Source organism: Streptomyces griseosporeus (assembly GCF_014656055.1).
Classification (GTDB): domain Bacteria; phylum Actinomycetota; class Actinomycetes; order Streptomycetales; family Streptomycetaceae; genus Streptomyces; species Streptomyces griseosporeus.
This window is the reverse complement of record NZ_BNBR01000002.1, coordinates 469,418-492,377: the sequence shown is the minus strand read 5'-3', so window position 1 is coordinate 492,377 and position 22,960 is coordinate 469,418. Positions and strand designations below refer to the sequence as shown.

At 74.8% G+C, this 22,960-nt stretch carries 24 protein-coding genes; 10 read left to right on the top strand and 14 right to left on the bottom strand.

Annotation, left to right across the window (positions count from 1 at the left end; translation table 11 throughout):
* Positions 1–46: 46 nt before the first annotated feature.
* Genes IE308_RS11225 through IE308_RS11200 form a run of 6 tightly spaced genes read right to left on the bottom strand, consistent with a single transcriptional unit; the run spans position 47 to position 5,479 of the window.
* Positions 47–1,273, bottom strand: a complete 1,227-nt coding sequence (locus IE308_RS11225; RefSeq protein WP_190217761.1) for a cytochrome P450 family protein — start codon at positions 1,271–1,273, stop codon at positions 47–49.
* The gene (locus IE308_RS11220; protein ID WP_190217760.1) at positions 1,270–2,508 is read right to left on the bottom strand and encodes a cytochrome P450 family protein; all 1,239 of its coding nucleotides are present in this window, start codon (positions 2,506–2,508) and stop codon (positions 1,270–1,272) included. The genes IE308_RS11225 and IE308_RS11220 overlap by 4 nt, the downstream gene beginning before the upstream one ends.
* Positions 2,505–3,122: a GTP-binding protein gene (locus IE308_RS11215; protein WP_190217759.1), complete on the bottom strand. Its 618-nt coding sequence runs from the start codon at positions 3,120–3,122 to the stop codon at positions 2,505–2,507. Before IE308_RS11215 ends, IE308_RS11220 begins: the two co-directional genes overlap by 4 nt.
* On the bottom strand, positions 3,097–3,456 hold the full coding sequence (locus IE308_RS11210) for a DUF742 domain-containing protein (RefSeq protein WP_190217758.1): 360 nt from the start codon (positions 3,454–3,456) through the stop codon (positions 3,097–3,099). Before IE308_RS11210 ends, IE308_RS11215 begins: the two co-directional genes overlap by 26 nt.
* The gene (locus IE308_RS11205; RefSeq protein ID WP_110626207.1) at positions 3,453–3,872 is read right to left on the bottom strand and encodes a roadblock/LC7 domain-containing protein; all 420 of its coding nucleotides are present in this window, start codon (positions 3,870–3,872) and stop codon (positions 3,453–3,455) included. The genes IE308_RS11210 and IE308_RS11205 overlap by 4 nt, the downstream gene beginning before the upstream one ends.
* Positions 3,869–5,479, bottom strand: a complete 1,611-nt coding sequence (locus IE308_RS11200; RefSeq protein WP_190217757.1) for an ATP-binding protein — start codon at positions 5,477–5,479, stop codon at positions 3,869–3,871. Before IE308_RS11200 ends, IE308_RS11205 begins: the two co-directional genes overlap by 4 nt.
* A gap of 469 nt (positions 5,480–5,948) precedes the next feature.
* On the opposite strand from IE308_RS11200, the gene IE308_RS11195 reads away from it, so the two are divergent.
* The gene (locus IE308_RS11195; protein WP_190218329.1) at positions 5,949–6,158 is read left to right on the top strand and encodes a hypothetical protein; all 210 of its coding nucleotides are present in this window, start codon (positions 5,949–5,951) and stop codon (positions 6,156–6,158) included.
* A 53-nt stretch (positions 6,159–6,211) separates the two neighbouring features.
* Here the strand turns inward: IE308_RS11195 and IE308_RS11190 are convergent, their stop codons facing one another.
* The gene (locus IE308_RS11190) at positions 6,212–6,679 is read right to left on the bottom strand and encodes a hypothetical protein (RefSeq protein WP_110626204.1); all 468 of its coding nucleotides are present in this window, start codon (positions 6,677–6,679) and stop codon (positions 6,212–6,214) included.
* Between the two features lie 267 nt (positions 6,680–6,946).
* Here IE308_RS11190 and IE308_RS11185 point away from each other — a divergent pair, with 267 nt between their 5' ends.
* Positions 6,947–7,183, top strand: a complete 237-nt coding sequence (locus IE308_RS11185) for a hypothetical protein (protein WP_190217756.1) — start codon at positions 6,947–6,949, stop codon at positions 7,181–7,183.
* A 123-nt stretch (positions 7,184–7,306) separates the two neighbouring features.
* Here IE308_RS11185 and IE308_RS11180 read toward each other — a convergent pair whose 3' ends face one another.
* Positions 7,307–8,005, bottom strand: coding sequence for a lipoprotein (locus IE308_RS11180; RefSeq protein ID WP_190217755.1), 699 nt, complete (start codon positions 8,003–8,005; stop codon positions 7,307–7,309).
* Between the two features lie 127 nt (positions 8,006–8,132).
* Between IE308_RS11180 and IE308_RS11175 the strand changes: the two genes are divergently transcribed.
* On the top strand, positions 8,133–8,780 hold the full coding sequence (locus IE308_RS11175; protein WP_190217754.1) for a GNAT family N-acetyltransferase: 648 nt from the start codon (positions 8,133–8,135) through the stop codon (positions 8,778–8,780).
* A 116-nt stretch (positions 8,781–8,896) separates the two neighbouring features.
* Positions 8,897–9,424, top strand: a complete 528-nt coding sequence (locus tag IE308_RS11170; RefSeq protein ID WP_190217753.1) for a hypothetical protein — start codon at positions 8,897–8,899, stop codon at positions 9,422–9,424.
* Between the two features lie 402 nt (positions 9,425–9,826).
* On the opposite strand, the gene IE308_RS11165 is transcribed toward IE308_RS11170, so the two are convergent.
* Entirely contained in the window at positions 9,827–11,089 is a 1,263-nt protein-coding gene (locus IE308_RS11165; protein WP_229908878.1) for an MFS transporter, read from the bottom strand.
* Positions 11,090–11,565: 476 nt separating this feature from the next.
* On the opposite strand from IE308_RS11165, the gene IE308_RS11160 reads away from it, so the two are divergent.
* Together IE308_RS11160 and IE308_RS11155 are read left to right on the top strand one after the other, a co-directional pair.
* Positions 11,566–12,561, top strand: a complete 996-nt coding sequence (locus IE308_RS11160; RefSeq protein WP_190217751.1) for an NAD-dependent epimerase/dehydratase family protein — start codon at positions 11,566–11,568, stop codon at positions 12,559–12,561.
* A 63-nt stretch (positions 12,562–12,624) separates the two neighbouring features.
* Positions 12,625–12,861, top strand: coding sequence for a hypothetical protein (locus tag IE308_RS11155; RefSeq protein ID WP_190217750.1), 237 nt, complete (start codon positions 12,625–12,627; stop codon positions 12,859–12,861).
* Between the two features lie 102 nt (positions 12,862–12,963).
* On the opposite strand, the gene IE308_RS11150 is transcribed toward IE308_RS11155, so the two are convergent.
* Both IE308_RS11150 and IE308_RS11145 read right to left on the bottom strand, forming a co-directional pair.
* Positions 12,964–13,527, bottom strand: a complete 564-nt coding sequence (locus IE308_RS11150; RefSeq protein WP_190217749.1) for a hemerythrin domain-containing protein — start codon at positions 13,525–13,527, stop codon at positions 12,964–12,966.
* Between the two features lie 77 nt (positions 13,528–13,604).
* Positions 13,605–14,489, bottom strand: a complete 885-nt coding sequence (locus IE308_RS11145) for an SCO6745 family protein (RefSeq protein ID WP_190217748.1) — start codon at positions 14,487–14,489, stop codon at positions 13,605–13,607.
* Between the two features lie 440 nt (positions 14,490–14,929).
* Between IE308_RS11145 and IE308_RS11140 the strand changes: the two genes are divergently transcribed.
* Entirely contained in the window at positions 14,930–16,456 is a 1,527-nt protein-coding gene (locus tag IE308_RS11140) for a hypothetical protein (protein ID WP_190218281.1), read from the top strand.
* A gap of 46 nt (positions 16,457–16,502) precedes the next feature.
* Here IE308_RS11140 and IE308_RS11135 read toward each other — a convergent pair whose 3' ends face one another.
* From IE308_RS11135 to IE308_RS11125, 3 genes are all read right to left on the bottom strand, one after another.
* Positions 16,503–16,748 (bottom strand): hypothetical protein, encoded by a 246-nt coding sequence (locus IE308_RS11135; protein WP_190217747.1) that lies wholly within the window; start codon positions 16,746–16,748, stop codon positions 16,503–16,505.
* Between the two features lie 28 nt (positions 16,749–16,776).
* Positions 16,777–17,616, bottom strand: a complete 840-nt coding sequence (locus IE308_RS11130; protein ID WP_190217746.1) for a DUF817 domain-containing protein — start codon at positions 17,614–17,616, stop codon at positions 16,777–16,779.
* Between the two features lie 80 nt (positions 17,617–17,696).
* Entirely contained in the window at positions 17,697–18,497 is an 801-nt protein-coding gene (locus IE308_RS11125) for a maleylpyruvate isomerase family mycothiol-dependent enzyme (protein WP_190217745.1), read from the bottom strand.
* Positions 18,498–18,568: 71 nt separating this feature from the next.
* On the opposite strand from IE308_RS11125, the gene IE308_RS11120 reads away from it, so the two are divergent.
* The 3 genes from IE308_RS11120 (at position 18,569) to IE308_RS11105 (ending at position 22,946) form a co-directional block, all read left to right on the top strand.
* A complete protein-coding gene (locus tag IE308_RS11120) occupies positions 18,569–18,970 on the top strand; it encodes a hypothetical protein (protein WP_190217744.1) in 402 nt (133 codons plus the stop codon).
* Between the two features lie 41 nt (positions 18,971–19,011).
* Positions 19,012–21,393 (top strand): telomere-associated protein Tap, encoded by a 2,382-nt coding sequence (gene tap / locus IE308_RS11115; RefSeq protein ID WP_229908831.1) that lies wholly within the window; start codon positions 19,012–19,014, stop codon positions 21,391–21,393.
* A gap of 227 nt (positions 21,394–21,620) precedes the next feature.
* On the top strand, positions 21,621–22,946 hold the full coding sequence (locus IE308_RS11105) for a lipase family protein (protein WP_190217743.1): 1,326 nt from the start codon (positions 21,621–21,623) through the stop codon (positions 22,944–22,946).
* Positions 22,947–22,960: the final 14 nt, after the last annotated feature.

Genomic DNA, 22,960 nt, shown 5'->3' with positions numbered 1-22,960 from the left:
AGGGGCCCGACCGGAACGGGGGACCGGTCGCGCCCCTGCCGCGCCGTCAGCCCCCGAGCCGCACCGGGATCTCCCGCCAGCCGAACGCGATGAACGACGGCACCTGCTCCAGCTCCTCCCGCGCCAGACGCAGCTCGGGGAAGCGGTCGAACAGCGCGGGCAGCGCGGTCAGCGCCTCCATGCGGGCGAGCGGCGCGCCGATGCAGCGGTGCACCCCGATCCCGAACGCCATGTGGTCGTCGGCGCCGCGCGCCGCGTCGAACACGGCCGCGTCGGCGCCGTAGTGCGCGGGGTCGAGACCGGCCGCCGCGTACGTCGTGATGATCGCGTCCCCGGCCGGGATCGTGACGTCGCCGACGGTCAGGTCCGTCACCGCGAACCGCAGCGGCAGCGAGGCGATCGACGGATGCACCCGCAGCGTCTCCTCGACCACGCCCTGCCAGGACGTCTTCCCCTCCCGCACGGCGGCCAGCTGGGCGGGGTCGCGCAGCAGCGCCACGACCGCGTTGCCGATCAGGTTGACGGTCGTCTCGAAGCCGGCACCGATGACCAGCAGCAGCGTGTACAGCAGCTCCTCGTCGCTGAGCCGGTCGCCGTCCTCGTCCCGCACCCGGATCAGCTCAGTCGTCATGTCGTCGGCGGGGTGCTCCCGCTTGTGCGCGATGAGCGCGCCGAGCACCGTGCCGATCTGCTCCTGGACGAACGCGGCGTGCTCCGGGCTCGGATCCGTGGTGTCCATGATGGCCGCGACGAGCCGGACGTTGGCCTCCCGCAACTCCTCGGGCACGCCGAAGAGTTCGAAGATGATCCGCATCGGCAGCTCGTTCGCGAAGAGGGCCTTCACGTCCACGTCCGCACCGCCCGCGCCGGCCGCGGCCAGCTCGTCGAGCAGCTCCGCGGTGATCGCCTCCACCCGTCCGCGCAGCGCCTCGGTACGGCGCTGGGTGAAGCTCGGCGCGACCAGCTTGCGCAGCCGCGTGTGGTCGGCGCCGTAGGTGGAGAGCATGTTGATCACGCCGACCCAGCCGAGGACCCAGCCCCAGGACGGATGCTCGCCGATCTCCGGCCACAGCCGCCAGTGCTGCCGCGGGTCCTTGCTGACGCGCGGGTCGAGGATCAGCTCCTTCAGCGTGTCGTACCGGGTGGGCGCCCAGGCCGGTATGCCGCCGGGCAGTGCGACGGGGACGATCGGGCCGAGGGCGCGCAGCCGGGCGCTCTCGCCGGGGATGTCGGCACCGAAGGGGTCGAGGGCGATGCGGTCGGTCACGGTCACTGCAGGCCTCCTGCCTGGTCGAGGGTGCGGGGGCTGAACCGGACGGGCAGTGCGGTCAGGGAGCGGTGGAAGGGCCCAGGCCGCCAGGTCAGCCGCTCGCGCGGCAGGACCGGCTCCAGGTCGGGCAGCCACTGGGTGAGCCGTTCGATCGCCTCGGTGGCGATCAGCAGGGTGTGCTGCTTGACCGGGCAGGCGTGCGGGCCCGCGCCCCACGACAGGTGCGAGGCGTCGCCCGGGTGCCGGCCGGTGCCGTACCGCTGCTCGGCCTCGCTCGCCAGCGCGCCGAACGCGACCACCACCGGCACCGCGGCCCGCAGCCACACGCCGTGGAAGGACACCGGCCTGCGGGCGTAGTACACGCCGTAGTTGGTGAGCGGGGTCTCGTGGTGCAGGACCTCCACCACCGCGTCCATCACCGGGCGGGCGCCGCTGGTCAGCGTCGAGTAGTAGGCGGGGTTGCCGAGGATGCGGGAGAGCGCGTTGGACACCAGGTTCGCGGTCGGCTCGTACCCGGCGCCCAGCGTGAGGAAGACCTGCCAGGTCACCTCGTCGGCGGTCAGCCCGGCCGGATGGTCGAGGAGCCGGCTCGGCAGGTCGTCGCCGCGCCGCTCGGTCTTGGCCGCGATCAGCTCCAGGACGTACCGGCCGTACTCCGCCTCGCCCTCGGCGGCCTGCGCGCCGCCCTCCATCATCTTGCCCAGGCCCGCGTTGAGGCGGTCTCCGTAGCTCTCGGGCAGTCCGAACAGGTCGTTGAAGACGAGGGCCATCAGCGGCCGCGCGAAGTCGCCCACCAGGTCGGCCTCGCCGCGCGGGCCGATCCGCGAGGCCAGCAGCCGCACCGCCCGGTGCACACGGGCCCGCAGGTCGTGCGGTTCGACCAGGTCGAAGACGTCGATCAGCGCGGTGCGGTACCGGACGTGGGCGGCGCCGTCGGCGAACAGCGCGTTGGGCCGCCAGCGCATCATGCCCAGCACGGGGGAGTCGTCCGCGACGGTCGCCTCCCAGGGGCGCGGGTCGTGCGAGAAGGTGGCGTCGTCGCGCAGCACGTCCAGCGCCGCCTGCCGGTCGGTCACCAGGTAGGCGGGCACGCCGGGCGCCAGCTCCGCCCAGCCGACCGGCCCCTGGGCGCGCAGGGCGGCGTAGTAGCGGTCGGGTTCGCGGGCGAAGCCGTCCTCCCACAGGCGCACCGGCGCCGAACGGGAGAACGCCTCCTGGGCAGCGGGATAGGTGGTCACACGGACTCCGGGGCGGTGGCGGTGTTCTGACGGTCGATCAGGTGCTGGACCAGGGCGAGCAGCGCGTCCAGCGAGGAGTTCGCCTCCCGCGCGTCGCACGTCACCATCGGCGTGCCCGGGTCCAGGTCCAGCGCGGCGCGCAACTGGTCCTGCGTGTAGTGCCGGGGCGCGTCCGGGAAGGCGTTGAACGCCACCGCGTACGGCAGCCCCGACTCCTCCACAAGCCCCAGCACGTCGAAGGAGGCGTCGACGCGGCGGCTGTCCACCAGCACGAGCGCGCCGAGGGCGCCGTAGGCGATGTCGTCCCACAGCGGCCGGAAGCGCTCCTGGCCGGGCGTGCCGAACAGGTACAGCACGATGCCGTCCGGCAGGCTGATCCGGCCGAAGTCGACGGCGACGGTGGTCGTCACCTTGTCCCGCACCCCGTCCAGGTCGTCCACCTGCGCGGACGCCTCGGTCAGGTGCTCCTCGGTGTGCAGCGGCCGGATCTCCGACACCGAGTCGATCAACGTGGTCTTGCCCACCCCGAAGGGGCCCGTGACCAGGATCTTCACCAGGTCGCGGGCGGTGTCCGGCAGGTGGACGCGGCTAGTGCTTGAGGGCGCGGAGGCCATCGGCCACTCTCTTCAGCAGGTCGGGGGCGAACCGTTCGGCGGGCGGGATCGGCGCGCGGGTCACCAGCAGGTCCCGGTCGACGAGTTCGGCGGCCAGCACCCGTATGGCGGAGACCGGCAGCCTGAGCAGCGCGGCCGCTTCCACCACCGTCAGCGTCCCGTCGGCCAGTTCGTCCAGCAGCGCCAGCTGGGCGGGGGTGAGGCCGTCGGGCACCGGCTTGTCGCTGCGGAGGAGCAGCGACAGCCGCTCCAGCCGCAGCCGGGGGTGCCGGGCCGTGCCCCCCGTCGCCAGATAGGCGGGGACCAGGGGACGCCCGCCCGGGCGGGCGGTCATACGGGCGCGCCGTCGGCTCCCCGGGGCGCGGCCACCATCGCCTTCTCGGCCAGCCGCGCCACCTGCGAGTGCACCCGGTGCGCCAGCAGGTCCAGGCGCACCTCGCCGTCGCCGTAGGCGGCCACGCAGGTGCCGTGGTCGGTCGGCACGATCAGCACGTACCCGTGGTCGGACTCGATGACGACCTGCCGGATCTCCGCCCGGTCGGCGTCGGCGAAGGCGGCGGCCGCCGTGCGGGCCGCGCCCTGCACGGTCGAGGTGATCGCGGCGACCCGCTCGGCGGACGGCTGGGAGAGCGCGTCGGTGTATCCGGTCACGAGTCCGTCCCGGGTCAGCAGGACGGCCGCCACCACGTGCGGCACCTGCAGGATCGGCTCCAGCACCCATGCCGTGTCGCCCGTCTCGCGGCTGGTCATCGAGCCGTCTCTCCTTCGTTCTCGGTGTCGTTCGTCGGTTCTGCGGTCTCGGGCGTGCTGCCGGCGCGGGCCGCGGCGGTGCCGGACTGGAGCGCGCCGAGCGCGGCGGCGGCCCGCTCGGGCCGCTGCGGCGCGACGCCCCGTGGCGCGGGCACCGCCTGCTCGGCGGCGGCCATCGGGGTACGCCGCCGACGCCGCGGCAGCCCACCGGTGTCCCGCCGGTCGTCGTCGTGCGCGGGTACGGTCCCGGCGGCGGGGCCGGGCGGCTCGGTGCCGTAGGCGTGGGCGGGGGCGGAGGCCGGGCCGCCGGGCAGGGTGGTGTGGTGGCCGGCGGCCGGACGGCCGGGCGGCGTGACGGAGGGTGCGCCGGGCGGGGTGGCGGCCGGGCGGCCGGGCAGGGCGACCGCGGGACCGCTCGCAGGCGTCTCCCGGGGTGCGGCCGGGTCCCCGGCCGGGGTGGCGGCGGCCGTTTCGTCGGGGGTCGGGGCGGCTATGTCACCGGGAACGGCCCGGGCCGGCGCCTCCGGCGCGTTCTCGCGTGTGGAGCGGGGTGCGCTCGCCGCCGGGGGCCGTTCGGCCGGGTCGATACGGCTCAGCAGGTGCTCCGCGACGCGCAGGACCGCGCGGACACCGCCGTACGGCGACGGCGAGGACACGTCGACGGTGAGATCGAACTGCCGGGTCAGCTGGCCGATCGCGGCGAGCCCCATGCGTGGCGGGTCCCCGAGATCGGTCAGCAGGATCGGATCGCGGCCGGCCACCAGCCGCTGGGCGCGCTCCCGCTCGTCCGGGGTCATGCCGACCCCGGCGTCGTCGACGGTGACGCACACCCCGTGGTGCACGTGCTCCAGGCTGACCAGGACCTCGGTGTCGGGCGCGGAGTGCCGCAGCGCGTTGTCGAGCAGTTCGGCGGTGATGATCGCGACCGGTTCGACCGCGTGGGAGACCAGGGCGGTGCCCGGCCGGAGGTGGTTGTGGACCGTCACCCGCCGGTAGCCGGCGAGCCGGGACTGGCCGCCGGTGACGGCGTCGACCAGGTGCGACTCCTCGCGGGCGAGCCCCACCCAGGCCCCGCAGACGACGGCGGCGACCTGGGCGCGGCGCAGCGACTGCTCGTTCTCGTGGTCCAGTTCGAACAGCGTCTGCGCCAACTCGGGGTCGTCGTAGCGCTGTTGCAGTCCGCGCAGCGCGTCCTGGAGCCGGTACAGGGCGGCCTGGATCTCGCGGGTCGCGCCGCGCATCCCGGCCTGGGCGGCGGCGTCGACGCGGACCTGCTGTGCGGCGAGTTCGACGCGCAGCCCCTGCAACACCCCCTCCAAGGCGTGACCGAGGGGCGATCCGGCCGTCTGCGGATGCAGTGGTCCGGGCACCGTCAGGTGCGGATGGGCGAGGGCGCGCGCCGCGGCCGGCAGCCGCCGGGCGGCCAGGTGCTCGACCTCGGCCGTGAACACCCGCAGGGACTCGTCCAGTCGGGCGCGCAGCGCGGTGGACTCGGCCTGCTGCCGCGCCAGTCGGCGCCGCGTGTGCAGCAGGCCGCCGCCGAGAGCGAGCGCGGACAGTGTGCCTGCGGCGAGACCGCCGGCCACCAGGTCCGGTAGTTCGATCATGAAACGGTTCCAGGAGGGCAGGGAGGGGCGGAGAGGGGCCTGAGGGAAGGCGCCCGGAGCACAGTACACACCGTCATCGACCGATCTCGCACGGTCGGGCAAGACTTCGCTCCGAAACTTTCCGTTTCGGGCTCGCTTCTGCGCCAACTGTCGGAAATGCCGTGCGTGACAGGCGAGTTGAGCGAATCGGCGCTGTCTGGTTAGGGTTCCGGTCAGCCGTCCGTGAGCGGCGGCGCGTACGCGGAAACCTTCGGCGGACCGGCCTGCCTGTCACCGCGATGTCGTGGAGCCCCTGCCGCCGCCTTCCCGGCCCCGGTGCCCCCGGTCAGGCCTCGCGGACCCGCTCCAGCGGGCTGGCTTGTCCGATGAACGCACCGCCGCGTGGCGCCGAACGGGGGATGCGCTCACCCGCGCCGGTGACCGGCGCACCCGGCGCGCATCAGCGGGGCGCTCACGGCGTTTCTCCGGCATGGAGCGACCTTCCCCCGCCGGGCGCGGCGCTCTCCGTGCCCGCACCGAGGCGACCGACGTCCCCTGGAGCGGGACGCCGATCTACGCCGGACTCGTCAGGGAGTGGCGGGCCCGCGGCCGGACCGTCCCGGCCCGCGCGGACGCCGCCCGCCTCCCGAGGACCAGCCTGCCCGCCCCCGCACCGGAGGATCCGCGCGCCCGGCCCTGACCCGGGCCGACCGCTCGGCCGCGCCGGGCTTCGCGGTATGCGGGCACCGGGACCTAGTCGTCCCCCGGCGGGGTCAGCACGGCGAGGGTGGCGTGCGCGTGGCGCAGGGCCATCTCCAGGGTGGCCGGCCGGTACAGCGCGCCCGTGCCGTCCGGGGGCACCAGCCACTCCAGGAAGCGCGCGGGGCGGTACGGCGGCGGTACGGCGACCCAGGCGCCGCGGCCCGCGTGCCGCAGCCCCGCCCCGATCCAGTGGCTGTCCCGCTCCGGCGGCAGGAAGAACCCCACCCGGTGCGCGGCCGTGTCCACCAGCGTCGGTCCCGGTATCGGCAGGGACGGCTGCCACATCAGGTCCAGCGCCAGCAGCCCGAGCCGGTCGGGGACGCTCAGCACGTCCCAGAAACGGCCGGCCGCCAGCAGCGCGACCCCCTCGCCGTGATCCCACGCCCGCTTGCATCCGCGGGGATCCCCGGCCGCGGCGGCAAGCCATTCCACGCCGCGCGCCCATGTCACATCGCCCATATCCGCCCCCAGGCCTTCCGGTCGGCATATGCATGCTGGTGGATATTTCTATGCGGCGGAAGGGGTGGCGCGGTCTGGCGCTTCGGTCCACGCCGTTCGAGCCTCGGCCCGGTGTTCGGCTCCGGTCGTCCTCCGGTGCGCGCCGGCCGGGCCGGCCCGTTCTCGTGTTCCGGGCGAAACGGCCGTGTGTCCCGGGCGCGGACGGGTACCCGACCAGCGCCCGGAAGACGAGACAGACACGACCACGAGGGGATGGAGGAGCGCCGAATGCCCAGCGAGACCGAGACCGGCGGCGTGACCGGCACGCAGGACAAGGACTACAACCTCATCTGGTACGTCGAGGCGTGCCTCAGCAACGCGCTGCGGCTGGAGGACTACATCCAGGACGCGGAACGCAGCAAGGACACCGAGGTCGCGGAGCTGTTCCGCAAGGCCCAGGCGGACAGCCGCAAGGGCGCCGAAATCGGCAAGAAGCTGCTCCGTGCCCGCCTGAACGGCGGCTGACGCCGGCTCACCCCCACCACGGGCCCGGCCCCCGCGACGACGACGGGAGCCGGGCCTTCCGCTGCCCGCGCCCTGGGCCGTGTATCTTCGGGCCCGGCCTGCGCCTGTGACACGACGACCGGGTCAGGCGGTCCGCAGGGTGCGCTGGGCCAGCTCGAACGCCGGGAGCATCTCCTCGTGCTCCTCGTCGTCCATGCCGCCGAGGTGCACCACGACCGGGCCGTCCGCGGTGACCACCGCCAGCGCGCACTCCTTCTTCGACTCCTCCAGCAGCTCGCTCCAGACGTCGTAGTCCACCCGCGCGCCGATGAGACCGCCCGAGGTGAACGTCCGGTACGTGGCGTGCCGCGCGCCCTCCTCCGCGGTCACGAACCCCTGGAGCACACCCCGGGCGTCGGCGTCGCCGCGCTCGCCCTTCCACACGCGCAGGAACCCGATGTTCCCGGCCGGCTTGGCGTCGATCTCGCAGACCGCGGTGACGGGCCCCTGGCGCAGGAGACCGTCCACCAGCTCGTTGCGGAGTTCCTCCGCGAACTCGTCCGCCGGGCTGCCCGACGGCTTCGGCGCCGCGATGGCCTTCGCCTTCCAGCCGCGGGCGACCTCGAAGGTGACCGGCAGACGGCACGCGGAGCCGGCGGCGCCGATACGCCCGCCGCTCGCGGCCGGAGACGCCGTGCTCGGGGCACTGGGCTGCCCCGAGGCGGTGGCCGACGCCGCCGGCCCCGCGCCCTCGTCGTCCGACCCTCCACAGCCCGCCAACACGCCCGCCAGCAGCAGCACCTGTGCCGCCCCGCGCCATCCCGCCCCGGCCCTGCCCCGCATCGCCCGTTCTCCCCTCACGATCAGCCGGGACACCCTATCCGAGGCCCACGTCCCCCTCTCCACGCGTCCTGAGGACGGCCGGACCCCGTATTGCGGGAGCGCTCCCACGGCGGGCAGGATGCCGCCCATGAGTGATCAGCCCACGGTGCGTCCCTACCACCGGCGCGACCGCGACGGCGTCGCGGACGTCTGCGTCCGCACGGCGGACAACGGCGGCGACTCCCGGCACCTCTACCCCGACCAGCAGCTCATGCCGACCCTGTTCGCCGCCCCCTACTGCCACTTCGAACCGGAGCTGGCGTTCGTCCTCGACGACGGCCGCGGCGGCGTCGGCGGCTACATCCTCGGCACCGCCGACACCGAGCGGTTCGTCCGCGACTGGCGCGACCGGTGGCTGCCGCTGGTCGCCGACCGCTACCCGGCGCCGGAGCGGCCGCCCCGCACGCCGACGGAGGAGATGATCGCCCTGCTGCACCGGCCGGAGCGGATGATCCTGCCCGAGCTGCAGCCGTACCCCGCCCATCTGCACATCGACCTGCTGCCCGAGTGGCAGCGCCGCGGGTACGGCAGACGCCTGATGCACACCTTCCTCACGGCCCTGCACGCACGTGGCGTGCCCGCGGTGCACCTCGGCATGGTGACGGCCAACACGGCCGCGCGCGCCTTCTACGACCGGCTCGGCTTCCACCCCGTCGCCGTCCCCGACCCCGGTCCGCTCACCTACCTGGGACGCAGCACCGCGGTCGACGCGGTCGACGCGGCCGAGGCGGGCTGAGCCGCGGCCCGGGCCGGGCCCTGGTGTGGCCGATGACACGGCCACCGGGCCGGACGCAGCCGCTACCGTTCTGCGTAGTTTCCCTGACCCCCAGCAGCGGCTCGGACGGCCCGGCAGTGCACACAGACCTCTCCCCGCTCATCGCGGCCACCGCCCAGTGGCTGACCCGCGCCTACCCGCCGTGCGGCGGCGCGCTCTCCTCCGTCCTGTGCGAGGTGCAGGCCCGGCAGGCCGTGACCGTCGCGGCCTGGCTGCGCTACCCCACCGCCATGGACGCCGCCCTGGTCGGGATCTCCGGCCCCGGGGGCGCCGCCCGCCTCGACTGGGTCACCGGCGCGGACGCCTCCGTCGCGGCCGACGCCGACGGGCAGGCGTGGCGCACCTGGGTGGACGAGGTCGTCGCGAGCTGGGCGGCCTGCCTGCTCACCGATCCCGAGCTGGCCGACCGGGCCGTGGCCGCACTCGCCGAGGGCGACCACACGCTCCGCACCCGGGTCGACTTCCGGCGCCTGCTCGCCCCCGACGACGCCGACCGCCGCGCGGCCGCCCTGCTGCGCCACCCCGACCTGCTCGCGCCGGTGGCGCAGCTGCACCAAGGGCAGCTCCTCGACGTGCTCGATCCCGGACAGGCGCTCATCGCCTGAGGGCGGGCCTGGCTGTGCGGGGGTACGACGCTCATACGGCCATGACGGCGCCCGAGGGCAGTGTCGATACCTCGTCGCCGCTACGGCTCCCCGTCGGCGTACCGCGCCCTGCCGGCCTGGCCGGGTTCTCGCTGCCGTAGCGCCGTGTCGGCGGACCGGATGCTCCGCCGGCGTACCGCGCCCTGCCGGCTTGGCTGGGTTCTCGCTGCCGTAGCGCGCCCTGTAGGCGGACCGGATGCTCCGCCGGCGTACCGCGGCCTGTCGGCGGACCAGATCCTCCGTCGGCGTACCGCGCCCTTGTCGGAGGGGCGACTGGTTCCCCGGTGCCGTACTCCGCCCCCGTCGGCCGCACCGGCTCCCCGGTGCGGACCGGCGTACTGATGGCCGTGCGGTCTCCGCCGCTCAGGCCGCCGTGCTCAGTGCCTCCCGGCCCGTCACGTCGCCCTCCTGGGTGCGGACGGTCACCGCGGTGACCGTGCGGCGGCGGCGCAGCAGCAGACCCGCGCCGATCGAGCCGGCGACGACGAGACCGCCCGTGACCAGCGCGCCGCGCGCCCCCGCCAGCTCCATCAGCAGGCCGAGGGCGGGCGGGCCGCCGAGCCCCCACACCGTGCCGATGCTGCTCCACACGCCGAGCACGCGGCCGCGCAGATGCGCCGGGGGATCGGTCTGCAGCACGGCTGTGCCGGCCGTGTCGGACACGGACTCCACCACCGCCATCGGCAGCACCAGCACCAGCAGCACCGCGAGCGACGGCGACAGGGCCGCCGCCACCTGCAGCAGCCCGCCCATGGCGGCCAGGATGCCCACCAGCCGCACGGAGGGCCGGTGCAGCCGCGCGCCGAGCACCGCGCCGAGGATGCCGCCGACGGCGAGGACGGTCGAGACGGTGCCGAAGGACCCGGCGCCGCCGGCCAGCGGCCCGGTGACGAGGACGGCCAGGGTGAGGCCGTAGTTGCGGCCGAAGACCGCGCTCACGCCGGTCACCGCGGCCAGCGCCACCAACCGGGGCCGGCGCGCGAAGAAGAGCAGCCCCTGCCGGATGGTCATGTCCTCGTCGCGCTGGCGCTCGCGCCGCTCCGGGGCGGACCGCTGTGCGGGGATCACCGGTACGGCGCCCGGAGCCGGGCGCAGGAAGGGGATCACCGCGGCGACGAACAGGAACGACAGCCCGTTGGCCGCGTACGCCGAGGCCGTGCCCAGCACCCCCACCGTCACGCCCGCCAGGGCCGCGCCCGCGAGCCGGCCGGCGTTGTGCACCAGCGCGCCGACACCGATCGCCGAGGGCACGTCGTCCAGCGGGACCAGGTCGTTGCCGAGCAGGGCGCAGGCGGGGCCGTCGACCGTGGCGACGACGCCGGTGAGCGCCGCCAGCACCATGAGGGAGGCCATGTCGAGCCGGTCCAGGGCGACCAGTACGGCCGTGGTGAACGCGATCGCGCCGAGCAGCGCCTGGCTGACCGCGGCGGTCAGCTTCCGCGGCCACCGGTCCACCGCGGCCCCGCCGAGCAGGCTCATGAACAGCGCGGGCGCGGCCTGCACGGACATCGACAGGCCGGTCGCGGCGGCGGACCCGGTGATCTGCAGGACCAGCAGGTTCTGCACGGTCAGCTGCATCCACGTACCGGCGTTGGAGACGAAGTTCGCCAGCGACCACCAGCGCATGCCGCGGTGGCGCAGGGACCGCCACGGCGAGCGTGAGGCGGCCTTGCGCGGCGTGACCGCGGGGTCCGGGGCAGGGGCGGGCAGGGCAGGGGCAGGTGAGGAAGACACGGTGCGCTACTCAAGGGGCGCGGCAGCGCCCGGTCAGGAGACGGGGTGACGTGGAACACCGGCTGCGCTGCACGGTTCGTTCCGGAGAGCCGGGAAACGGCGCGGCCCATCGTGACAGAAGGGGAGGGGGAGTGACTGACGGCCGCACTCCGGGGACCGTCGTGCGGACGCGAACCTCCCGTCACCGGAGGGTGGTTGGTCCCTGAGTGGGTTTGCTCACAGGCCGCCCCGGCGGTCGCCGGTCCCGGGCCGTTTCCGCAGCTCCGGTCGCCGGACACCGCGCGAAGCAGACATCAGGGTATGAAAGCGACTCGGAGGGGCACTCGGGGGCGGTCGTCAGGGCGGCAGCAGGGAAGGAAGACCGTCTCATGATGCCGACACCCTCCCCGAAGACCTCCGCGGCCGGGTCGTTGCCGTGGCGGCGGGCACTGATCACGGGCGGCGCCGGCTTCCTCGGCTCCCATCTGACCGCCCGGCTGCTGGATTCAGGCGTCGAAGTCGACTGCCTGGACGATCTGTCCACCGGCCGCGCCGGGAACGTGCAGCGCCTCGCCGGGCGGGCCGGTTTCCGCTTCCTCCAGCTCGACGTCGCCGACCCCGACTGCCGGTCCGCGCTCACCGGGCCGTACGACCTGGTCCTGCACCTGGCGGGACCCGCCGCCCCCGCCGACTGCCGGCGCAGCCCCCTGCGCGCCCTGGACGCCGCCAGCCTCGGCACCCGCAACGCGCTCGCCGTCGCCGACCGTGACGGGGCGCGGTTCCTGCTCGTCTCCGCGGGCGAGGCCTGCCCGCCGAACGGCAACGGGCACCCGGATCACCCCACGGCCCACCTCGACCGGGCCGACCCGGTGGGCCCGGTCAGCGCCTTCGCCGAGTCCAAGCGGTTCGCCGAGACCCTGGTCGCCGCGCACGCCGGCACCCACGGCAGCAACGCCGGGATCGTGCGGGTGTACGACACCTTTGGTCCCGGGATGCGTCCCGACGACGGCCGTACCGTCTCGGGGCTGGTCACCCGGGCGATGGCCGGTGGACCCGTCACCGTCCCCGCCGACGGCCACGGCGCGCTGTCGCTGTGCTACGTCGACGACGCGGTGGACGGACTGCTGCTGGTCGCCGCAGGACGGTCGGTACGGCCCGTCGACATCGGGGGAGACGAGGCGGTGCCCGTCGGCCGGATCGCCCGCCGGGTGATCGAGCTGACCGGCTCCCGCGCACCGCTGCGCTTCGTCGACGGCGTGGACGGTGCCGGCGCGCCCCGTCCCGACACCGGCTTCGCCCGGGAGCTGTTCGGCTGGGCCCCGCGGGTGACCTGGCAGGAGGGGCTCGCCCGGACGCTCGCCCCCACGGCACACCGCGACACCTGAGAGGAACGTGAGACGGGTGAAGGCTCTCGTCGCCCGCGTCGACGGCTTCGGCGGGGTCCTGCTGTGCGGCCCCGCCGTCCGCGCCGTCGCCACCCGCGCCGACCAGGTGGCGTCACCGGGGACCCCGACACCGCGCAGCTGGCGGCGGCGGTCGGCACACCGATGGTGTCCCTGACCGCCCAGGCCGCGCCCGACGGGGAGCGCACTCCGTACAAGGTGCCCGTGGTCCGCTGCGGCGACGGCCGCCCGGCGGACGTCGTACGGGCGATACGACACCTCCTGGCCCACCTGCCCCGCTGAGTCCGATGGGTGTCGTACGCATGGAAGGGCCCGCCGTCGTGTGACGGCGGGCCCTGGTCCGGTGGGGGTGGTGAGTGAGCTTCCGGCCGGGCTCCGGCTCGGTCAGGCGTGCTTGCCGCGTCCCGAGAGGGCGTCGCGCAGCCGGTCGACGAGACCCGCGCCCGGTGCGAGCAGCTTGTTGGCCGGGGGCTTGTCCGGAGCGGACGGGTGCGGACGCGTGGGCGCCATCTTCTTCGCCTGGCGGACCTTGTCGCCCAGGTCGTCGAGCGCCTCCGGAGAGCAGGCCGTCCGCAGCCGCGGGAAGAGGTTCTCCTCCTCGTCGGCGATGTGCGAGCGGATCTCGTTCATCAGCAGGCCGATGAGCCGGTCGAACTCGGGGTCCTCGGCACCGCAGCCCTCCAGGTCCTTCATGAGCTGCTCGGCCCTGGAGTGGTCGTCGATCTCCCGGTCCGCGATGGCGTCCCCGTCGGGCAGGTGCTCCCGTACGGCCGGGTAGAGATAGGCCTCCTCGGCCACCGAGTGCCGGACCAGCTCCATCGTGGCCTGGTCCGCAAGGACCTTGCGGTTCTTGTCACCGGCCGGCAGCGCCTCGATCTGGCCGAAGAGCTCCTCGACCTCCCGGTGATCGGTCACCAGTTCGTCGATGACGTTCCCACCGTGACCCATGTCCCTCACCTCCTGCAGAGCGCGGCGGCTCCCGGTCGGACCCGCCGTGGCCGCCGAGTGCCCTCCGGCGCGCCGCGCTAACCCGCGGCGGCCGTCTCCCACAGCCCGCCGGTCAGGCCGACCGGGTTGCCGGCCGGGATCAGCCGGGCGGCGAGGACCGCACGGGCGAGCGGTTCCAGCAGCTCGGCGAGGCGCACGGCCGCGTCCCGGCCGAGGGCGGTCCAGGGCTGCTCGGCGGCGGCGTCCGTCATCTCCTCCACCGACGCGCGCACGGCGGCACCGGCCTCGGTGATCCGCCCCGCCTCGTCGAGCCAGCCCCGCTCCCGCAGCGCGGCCTCGGCCGCCGCCCAGTCGGCGGGGTCCCATCTGCGGGTGTCCCGCAGCAGCCCGGCGTCCGACTCGCCCGCCGCCGCCTTCAGCACCATCGCCGCCACCGGTCCCACGCCGTGGCCGACCAGCGCGGCGACGTGGCCGTCGCCCCGGTGTTCGCGCAGGGTCGTGAGCGCCTGCCAGAGCCGGGCCGCGGGACGCTCGGGCCGGGGGAGGGCCTGGTTGGCGGCGCCCAGGACCCGGCCCGCCGTGTCGGCGCCGCGGGCCGCCTCCCAGGCCAGGTCCGCGGCCTCCGCCAGCAGCGGCCCGGCGACGGTGTCCGGGCCCAGCAGGCGGGTGAGGGCCTCGTCCACCGCGCGGGCCCGCGCCGCAAGGACCAGCTCAGGGTCGGCGTACCGCCACGCGTCCGGCAGGGCCCGGGCCACCCGGTCGGGATGGAAGACGTAGAAGCAGCTCGTCACCACCGGTGCGGAGACCGGGCCGAGCGGCGCGGCCCGCAGCGCGAAGTAGCCCATCCAGAAGCCGCGCAGCCCCAGCCCGTCGGCGGCCTCGCGTGCCTCGGGGGCGAAGTAGACGACGTCGTGGACCGGTTCGTACCGCTCCCACAGCATCCGTGCCAGACCGTCGGCCATGCCGCGTCCTCCCGTCCGTGTGCCGCGCCTGCCACCACGCCGGTCGGCGGGCGGCCGTCCGGCCCAGCATCCGTCATGACGGCTGTCATAACAAGGCTTCCGCGTCCGCGGCTGCCGGGAGTCTGTCGACTGTCAGTGGTCGGCCGTACACTGCCAAAACCACAGGCATGCGGGCGAATTCAACGGGGGGAGCCGCCATGTCAGGGAACCCGTACGGCCAGGAGGCCGGAAATCCGTACGGCGAGCCGGCCGGGCCGCCATCACCGGAGCAAGCGCAGCCGCCGTCGGGGCAGGGCTTCGGTCCACCCTCCGGCCAGGGGGCCGACCGCACGAGCGGCGCGGGGGCCGGTCCGGAGTACGGCCGGCCGTACGGAAGCCAGCCGTACGGAAGCGGGCCCTACGGGAGCGGGCCGTACGGCCAGGGGTTCGGCGCACCGCCGATGCCCCCGTTGCCGCCCGCCGCGCCGCCAGCACCGCCGGACGCCCTGCGCGCGGTGGCCGTGGCGGTCCTCAACCTCAGCGGACTCGGACTGGGGTACGCGCTGCTGCGCCGCTGGCTGCCGATGGCCGTGTGCTGGGCCGCGACCGCCGTCCTGCTCCTGGTGGCCCTGCCCGCCGACGCGGACGGCGTCCCCGCCGGCGCGCTCCTCGTCTACGCCGCCGTGCTGGCGGCGGCTGCCGTCCACGGGGCGATCGCCGGGCTGCGGACCCGGCTGACCTGGCCGTCCCGCGCCCCGCTCGCCCTGCTGCTGGGTGTGGCCCTGCTCGCCGTGCCCGCCGGGGGCGCGGTGCTGTACGACGGCGCGCGCGACGAGGCCGTGCAGCGGATGCTCCTGGACCGGCTGGAGCGCGCCGACCAGGTGGTGACCGAGGCCGGCCGGCAGCCGTTCACCAGGGCCGAGGCCGACTACCGCAAGGCCCTGGCCGCCTACCGCGACCTGGCGACCGGTCATCCCGGCTCACGGGCCGCCGCCCGGGTGCCCGACCGGATGAAGACCTTTTACGCGACGGTCGGCGCGCCGTATGACCGCAAGGACTACTGCGCTGCCGTCGCACCGCTCGGTTATCTGCGCACCGTGCCGCAGACCATGCCGAAGGGACAGCTCGGCTCGCTGGCCGGGTGGCCCGACGACCGGCTCGCCACCTCGCTGTACGAGTGCGGGGCGGCCGGGCTGGCCAAGGGCGACGCCGACTGGGCCGACCGGTTCGGCGAACTGCTCACCACCTTCCCCGAGTCGGCACAGGCGGCCAAGGTGGAACCGGCGGTCGGCGGCGCGGTCGGCAGGGCCGAGCAGGGGGTGCGCGGCGACGAACCCTGCGCGGCGGTCGAGCGGTTGCGTGACCTCGGCACCAGGATCAGCGGCCTGTCGGCGAAGCCGGCCACGTCCGGCGGCGCCCTCGTCAAGGACGCCGACCGGGCGTCGGGCAGCGCGGCCCGGGGCATGTACGCGTGCGGTGTCGACCAGTACCGGGAGGGCGACTTCGAGGCGGCGCAGAAGACCATGGAGGACTTCGCAGCGCAGAACAAGAACGACGGCAACCGGGCCCGCGCGCAGAAGATCGCCATCGCCGCGGAGATAGCCCGGACCATCCCGGAGGCGGGCAAGCGCCTGCCCACCACCGCCTCCGGGGGCAGCATCGAGGTCACCGTGCAGAACGACAGCCCGGACGACATCACGGTCCTCTACACCGGCCCGGTCACCGGCAGCTTCACCCTCAAGGCGTGCGGCGGCTGCAAGGCGTACCCCTTCGGCACGACCATCGACTCGGCGGCCAAGCCGTGCGGCGACAGCGGCAGGAACTACCCGCAGCGCACCATCAGCCTGCCGCCGGGCACCACCTACTTCCTGCACAAGCCCGACGGCGACAGCGTCTCCGCACCGGGCACCGACACCGCCGAGCTCGAACCCGGCTACATCTACACCGAGTGCGCCTACACGACGCAGGGCCTCGGCACGACGGCCTGACGGGGCCGTCCCGGGAGGGCACCCGTCACGGGGCCGTCCCGGCAGGTCATGCGTCCGGGCCCGGGTGCCGTACGGAGACGAACACCCCTCGGGCGAGCGCACCGTCCGGTGTCCGCCAGACGCCGGAGACCTGCCCGGTCACCCCACCCTCGGGGGAGGTGACCGGGCCCTCCGGGAGGGGCCGCAGGACCCGGTGCAGGATCAGGGTCACGCCCTCCGCGGTCAGGGCGGTGCCCTCCCGGTCGTCGCTGACGGTGAAGCCTGTGGGGAGGGGGCCCTCGCCGTGCTCCATGGTGCCGACGAGGGAGTGCTCCGCGCCCTCACTTCCCTTGATCGGTGGCGGACCCTGCCCACCCAAGCATCCGGACGGCGCCCGGCGGCGGCGTTTTCCCGGTGGGGCGCTCCGGCGCCTTGGCCCGTTCGGCCACGACGAAGGTGACGCTGATCAGCAGCGCCCACGCGACGATCTTGCTGGGGGACACGGGCTGCCAGCCGTGCAGCTGGGACGGGTAGCTCCACGCACCGGCGTACGTGGCGGCGTTCTCCGCGACCCAGAGGAAGAAGCCGATCAGGACGAACGACAGGGCGAGCGGCATCCGGTAGCGGTCCGCGCCGACGGAGAAGCCGACCCAGGTCCCCGCGGTGGCCAGCACCAGCGCCGCCGCCAGCGGCCAGCGCAGGTCCGGCAGCCAGTGGTGGGTGAAGAAGTTGAGATAGACCGCGGCCGCCACCACGCCGGTCGCCACGGCCCGGTAGCCGGTGCAGCTCAGCCGCATCAGGTGCCAGGCCCGGCAGACGTAGGACGCCACCGCCGCGTACATGAAGCCGCCGTACAGCGGCACCCCGGCGATCTTCGTGACGGCGTCCTCGGGGTAACTCCACGACCCCAGCCGCACCTTGACCAGCTCGAACAGCAGCCCCACCACATGGCAGACGGCGATCACCGCCATGTCCCGCCGGGTCTCCCAGCCGGCCACACGGGCCACGACGGTGAGCACCACGCCGTAGAGCAGCACCAGGTCGTAGCCGGCGACGGGCAGCGGCGGCAGCAGCCGGGACACGGCGATCCCGCCGAGCAGCGCCACCGCGAACGCACAGCACCGCAGCTGCAGCACCCCGAACCTGACCAACTGACCCGCCGCTTTTTTGAACGTGTTCATAACGGCAGGGACGCTGGGGAGCGCCGATCGGTTTTCGCGTCACGGCTCGGATTTCGGGGCCGGGGTGCCGCCGGCCGCCGTCACTCGATCCAGAAGCCGGTCCGCTCCAGCCAGAGGTCGAGCAGGCCGGTGTCGCCGCTGACGTGGAGCCGGTCGCGCACCGGACGGCCGTACACGAGCAGCAGCAGGTCGCTCAGCGGGCCGCGCACGGTGACCGCCGCGGCCCCGCCGCCGTCACGTGTCCACGTCGGGGCGTCGCCGGTGAGATCGACGAACCAGCCCGTGCTCGGTCCGTTCGCGCCCGGTCCGTCCGAGGGCTCGAACCGCAGGCCGCGTCCCGGCCCGAGCAGCGGCTCCTGCCCGTCCTCGGTCTCGTACGCCTCCGGGACCTGCCCGAAGCCCAGCCACTCCTCGAACCCGTCCCGCGCCACGGCCGCGTCCAGTGCGTAGGGGACGCCCACCGTCCAGGCCGCGTCGGCCCGGTGGACGACGGTCTCGTGCAGCATGCGCCGGGCCCAGAAGGTGATCGGCCGGTCGGGTACGACGGTCCACACCCGCGCGTCGGGTCCGGCCGCGACGAGCCCGTCGGTGAGCCGCCGCGCGCCCTTGGCGAGCCAGTCCCGCAGGGCGGCCGGGTCCTTGTCGTCGTAGTGGAAGACCTCGTTGACCATGGTGTCGGGGACGGGCTCGGTGGCGCGGCCGCGGACGACGGTGTCGGCCCAGCGGTGGGTGCCGCCGACGTGCCGCAGCAACTGGCCGAAGTTCCAGCCGGGGCAGGTCGGGACGCGGGCCGTCAGCTCGCCGTCCCCGGCGAGGGAGCACAACAGGTCGGTCTGGGTGAGGATTTCGGCGCAGTAGCGATCGAGACTCCAGTCGGTCATGAGGTCACGCTACAGAGCGGAGGAAACAACGTTCCGTTGTTCCGTTGGCCGGGCGCGCTAGGGTGATCACCATGTCCCACGACCTGCACGACCAGGCCCGGCAGCGGCTCTCGCGCCTCGCGGCGGACCCCGCCGACGAGGAGTCGCCCGCCGGCCGGCTGCGGCGCGACGCCGCGCTGGTCGGCCGCCTGCTGGAGGCGGCGGCCCGGGAGGACGCGCTCGCCGCGGTGCCCGACCAGGGTGCCGCGCACGCGGACACGGAGGCCGATGTCGCCGCCGGGCTCAGTCTCCTGGAGGAGATGCGGGTCGCGCTGGACCAGCTGGAGGCGCAGGTGGTCATGGAGGCGCGGCGGCGTGGACTGGACTGGCGGCAGATCGCCCGCCACCGCGGCCTGAACTCCTCGCAGGCCGCCTCGCAGCGCTACCAGCGGCTGGTCACCCGGCTTGAAGAGATGCGCCAGGGGGTCCGGTGAAGGCGTCCGGTGAAGGTGTCCGGCAGGGAAGGGAGCCCGAGGTGACGGATCAGCCGCAGGAACTGCTCGCCGCGGTCGACTCGCTGCTCGCCGCGGTTGACGAGGGCACGGTGCTGCCGGTCCCGGCCGAGCGGACCCGCCTGCGCGAGGCGGCCGGGCTGACCGAGGCCGCCGTGGCCCAGGCGCTCGGCGTCCGCGTGCCGAGCATCCAGGCCTGGGAGGCCGGTCGCGCCGAACCCCGGGGGGAACGGCTGGAGGCCTATCGACGCCTGCTGGAGGGCCTTGCGGCACGCTACCCCGCCCCTGCGTCCGCCCCCGCGGACCGGCCGGAGGAGTCCGGACCGGCCGACGCCTCCGCCGACGCCACGCGTCCCGACGACACCGGCGCTGTCTCCGCCGTACCTCAGGCACCCGCCGCCACCGGCGCTGTCTCCGCCGCACCCCCCGCAACCGCCGGCACCGCCACCGCCGTAAACCCCACACCCTCCGACGCGGATACCGCCACCCCCACACCCTCCGACGCGGACACCACCACCGCCACACCCCCCGCACCCGGCACCACGACCCCCCGCACCCGGCCCTCCCAGTCGCCCCCCGCCCGTCGCGCCGCCCGCAAGCCCGCCGCAGCAGCCTCCACCGCGGACGAGTCCCCGTTCCCGAACGGGCCGTTGGCCGTTCTCGACGGGGACGGCACCGCCTACTGCCTGGGCGGACTCCTGCTCGACTGCCCGGCGGGCACCCTCGTGGAGCTGGTCGAGTGGGCGCTCGACGAAGCCGGTGTGGGGCAGGAACGGCTGCACCGGAACGGCAAGGACTCCGACCCGCTGATCGTGCTGACCGCCTCGGCCGCCGCACGGTTCGGGCTGCCCGAGCGGTTGGAGGACCGGCGCGCCCTGCGCCTGCCCGACGACCATCCCGTCGTACGGCAGCTGACGAAGGCCAAGTGGAAGCTGACCCAGCGCGGGTTCGGGCCCTGGCCGCGGATCTACCGGCCCGCGACCTCGGGCCGCCGCCGGTGCGTGCAGCTGGCCGTGCTGCCCTGGGACGCCCTCGACAGCCGCGCCTGGGGCGACGCCGCCCGGCTGCACCCCGCCGACCTCGCCCGTGTCCTCGGCGTGTACGCGACCCGGGTCCTGACCCCGCGCGGCTCCACCGCCGTCACCGGCCTGGAACTGATGAGCGCGCTGCGCCCGCCCACCCGGCCGGTGCGGGACGAGGCCACCGGCGCGTGGGTCTCCGGTCCCAACCCGGGCGCGCTCACCCGCCCCGTCGACCCCGCGCCCCCCGAGGCCCCCCTCGAACACCCCGTCGCGCAGGGCTGGGACCGCGGTTTCCTGGACGAGGAGGCCTACCAGTGGGTGCGGGACCCGGAGCTGCTGTCGGACGAGGAGTGCCTGCTGCCGTGGGCGGTCGGCATCGACGTCAACACCGCGTTCCTGGCCGCCGCCTCCCGCCTCACCGTCGGCCTGTCCGAGCCGGAGCACGTCACCGCGCCCGCCTTCGACAAGAAGGTCCCCGGGACCTGGCTCGCCGACCTGTCCGGCATCGAGTTGGACCCGCGCCTGCCGTCGCCGTTCACCCCGAGCGGGGAGCGTCCCGAGGGTCCCGCCTGGTACACCACCCCGACGCTCGCCTACGCCGAGGAGCTGGGCCACCGCGTCCGCCCCGTCGAGGCCTGGCTGCGCCGGGAGACGGGACCGTACCTGGACCCCTGGCACGACCGGCTGCGCGACGCCTACCTCACCACCACCGCCGAGATGGGCATTCCCGTCGGGAACGACGCCGACCCGGCCGCCTACCTGGACGCCCTCGCCCTGCACCGCGCGTACGCCGCCGCGGACGAGTCCGCCCTCGACGCGCTGCGCGCCGCGCTGCGGGAGCTGGAGGCCACGACCCTTGATCCGGCGCGCCTCGCCGAGGCCACGGACGAGCGGCTCGCCGCCGCGGTCCGCCGCCACCGGCAGGGCGCCATGGTGCTCTCGGCGGTCAAGTCGACGGTCAAGGGCGGCATCGGCAAGCTCCGCGAACGCCCCCAGGGCCGCCACTACCGCGACGGCGAGCCCTGGCCCGCCCTGCAGCGGCCGACGTGGAACCCGTACATCCGTGCCGCCGTCATCGCGAAGGCGCGCGTCAACATGCACCGCAAGATGGCCAAGCTGGCCGCCCTGACCGGCCGTCACCCGCTGGCGGTGCTGTCCGACTGCGTGGTGTACACCGCGCCCGGGCGCTCCCCGCTGGACTTCCTGCCGGTACGGGAGGACGGCACCCCCGTCCCCGGCACCTTCCGGATCGGCGCGAGCCCCGGCCTGTGCAAGGTCGAAGGGGTGCGGGAGACGGCCTGGGCCGTCGACCTGATGGAACAGGGCTACAACCCCGCCCGCCACATCAAGGGCGGCGACGCCGTCCTGGACGAGGGGGAGTGACCCCGGCCCCTCCGCCGACGGCCCTGTGCGGTGCGTGATCGTCCCGGTGGCCTTATTGGACACTGCGTCAAATTACCGAACCGTAACCTGACAGGTGCTACCCACGGTAACTCCCGGGCGCTTACGGTCCCCTCACCCCACTCGGTCACCCGGCGCACGGACGACCGGCAGGACGGCCGTGTCCCCGTGCGCCGCTTCCCGCACGCCGCTTCACAGGAGGTCTCCCCATGCCCGCCTGCAGACGGCTCCTGGCCGCGGCGATCACCGCCGCCGCCTGCCTGGGCGCACAGGCCCTGGCCGCCCCTGCCGCCACCGCCGCGGAACCCGTCGTGTCCCGCGGTGTCACCATCCCCGCCTTCTACACCCCGCCCGCCACCCTGCCCGCCGCCAACGGCGCCCTGGTGCGCAGCGAACCGCTGCGTCTGGCGCTCAGCCTGCCCGGCCTCGACGGCCCGCTGCCCGGCCGCGCCACGCGGCTGATGTACCGGTCCACCGACGCGGACGGCCACCCGGTCGCGGTCACCGGCGCCTACATCGAACCCGCGGCCGCCTGGAAGGGCGGCGGATCCCGCCCCCTCGTCGCGGTCGCCCCCGGCACCATGGGCCAGGGCGACCAGTGCGCCGCCTCCCTCGGCCTGGAGCACCCGCTCCTGCTCAACGGCCAGACCGTCTCCGTCGGCTACGAGGACCTCTCGGTCTACCGCCTGCTCGCCTCCGGCATCGCCGTCGTCGTCACCGACTACGGCGGCCTCGGCACCACCGACCGGCTGCACACCTACGTCAACCGCGTCGACGAGGCGCACGCGGTGCTGGACGCCGTGCGCGCCGCCCGCGCGCTGCCGGGCACCTCGCTGACCGCCGACTCCCGGACCGGGCTCTTCGGCTACAGCCAGGGCGGCGGCGCCACCGCCGCGGCGGCCGAACTGCAGCCCGCCTACGCCCCCGACGTCCGCCTCTCCGGCAGCTACGTCGGCGCGCCCCCGGCCGACCTCACCGAGGTCACCAAGGCGATCGACGGCAGCGAGCTGGCCGGGGCGCTCGGCTGGTCGCTCAACGGCTTCCTGCAGTCCGACCCCTCCCTGCGGCCCATCGCCGAGGCGCACCTCAACGACGCGGGCAAGGACGCGATGGAGGACCTGTCCACCATGTGCATCGGCGACGCCCTCTTCCACTACGGCTACCAGCGCAGCACCCGCTGGACCACCGACGGAAGCTCCCTCAGCGAGATCATCGCCGGCACGCCCGCGCTCCGGGCCTTCCTGGACACCCAGCGCATCGGCAGGACGGCGCCGTCCGGCCCGGTCCGGGTGGCGACCGGCGTCAGCGACAACCTGGTCCCGCACGGGCAGGCCCGCCGCCTCGCCGTGGACTGGTGCCGCAAGGGCGCGGACGTCACGTACAAGGCCGTCATCCTGCCGAACGTCGGCAGCGCCCTGATCAACCACGCCGCCCCGCTCCTCACCGATCAGGGCGACGCGGTGAACTGGCTCACCGACCGGCTGTCCGGCCGGCCGGCCGTCTCCAACTGCTGGAGCATGCCCCTCCAGCCCTGACCGGGCCTCCTCCA

What these genes read in the sequence shown, in the direction of transcription:
- IE308_RS11215 (WP_190217759.1), bottom strand. Translation starts at nt 3,122, where the DNA reads ATGGCCTCCGCGCCCTCAAGCACTAGCCGCGTCCACCTGCCGGACACC.
- IE308_RS11210 (WP_190217758.1), bottom strand. Translation starts at nt 3,456, where the DNA reads ATGACCGCCCGCCCGGGCGGGCGTCCCCTGGTCCCCGCCTATCTGGCG.
- IE308_RS11205 (WP_110626207.1), bottom strand. Translation starts at nt 3,872, where the DNA reads ATGACCAGCCGCGAGACGGGCGACACGGCATGGGTGCTGGAGCCGATC.
- IE308_RS11200 (WP_190217757.1), bottom strand. Translation starts at nt 5,479, where the DNA reads ATGATCGAACTACCGGACCTGGTGGCCGGCGGTCTCGCCGCAGGCACA.
- IE308_RS11195 (WP_190218329.1), top strand. Translation starts at nt 5,949, where the DNA reads ATGGAGCGACCTTCCCCCGCCGGGCGCGGCGCTCTCCGTGCCCGCACC.
- IE308_RS11190 (WP_110626204.1), bottom strand. Translation starts at nt 6,679, where the DNA reads ATGGGCGATGTGACATGGGCGCGCGGCGTGGAATGGCTTGCCGCCGCG.
- IE308_RS11185 (WP_190217756.1), top strand. Translation starts at nt 6,947, where the DNA reads ATGCCCAGCGAGACCGAGACCGGCGGCGTGACCGGCACGCAGGACAAG.
- IE308_RS11180 (WP_190217755.1), bottom strand. Translation starts at nt 8,005, where the DNA reads ATGCGGGGCAGGGCCGGGGCGGGATGGCGCGGGGCGGCACAGGTGCTG.
- IE308_RS11175 (WP_190217754.1), top strand. Translation starts at nt 8,133, where the DNA reads ATGAGTGATCAGCCCACGGTGCGTCCCTACCACCGGCGCGACCGCGAC.
- IE308_RS11165 (WP_229908878.1), bottom strand. Translation starts at nt 11,089, where the DNA reads ATGCGCTGGTGGTCGCTGGCGAACTTCGTCTCCAACGCCGGTACGTGG.
- IE308_RS11160 (WP_190217751.1), top strand. Translation starts at nt 11,566, where the DNA reads ATGATGCCGACACCCTCCCCGAAGACCTCCGCGGCCGGGTCGTTGCCG.
- IE308_RS11150 (WP_190217749.1), bottom strand. Translation starts at nt 13,527, where the DNA reads ATGGGTCACGGTGGGAACGTCATCGACGAACTGGTGACCGATCACCGG.
- IE308_RS11145 (WP_190217748.1), bottom strand. Translation starts at nt 14,489, where the DNA reads ATGGCCGACGGTCTGGCACGGATGCTGTGGGAGCGGTACGAACCGGTC.
- IE308_RS11140 (WP_190218281.1), top strand. Translation starts at nt 14,930, where the DNA reads ATGCCCCCGTTGCCGCCCGCCGCGCCGCCAGCACCGCCGGACGCCCTG.
- IE308_RS11135 (WP_190217747.1), bottom strand. Translation starts at nt 16,748, where the DNA reads ATGGAGCACGGCGAGGGCCCCCTCCCCACAGGCTTCACCGTCAGCGAC.
- IE308_RS11130 (WP_190217746.1), bottom strand. Translation starts at nt 17,616, where the DNA reads ATGAACACGTTCAAAAAAGCGGCGGGTCAGTTGGTCAGGTTCGGGGTG.
- IE308_RS11125 (WP_190217745.1), bottom strand. Translation starts at nt 18,497, where the DNA reads ATGACCGACTGGAGTCTCGATCGCTACTGCGCCGAAATCCTCACCCAG.
- IE308_RS11120 (WP_190217744.1), top strand. Translation starts at nt 18,569, where the DNA reads ATGTCCCACGACCTGCACGACCAGGCCCGGCAGCGGCTCTCGCGCCTC.
- IE308_RS11105 (WP_190217743.1), top strand. Translation starts at nt 21,621, where the DNA reads ATGCCCGCCTGCAGACGGCTCCTGGCCGCGGCGATCACCGCCGCCGCC.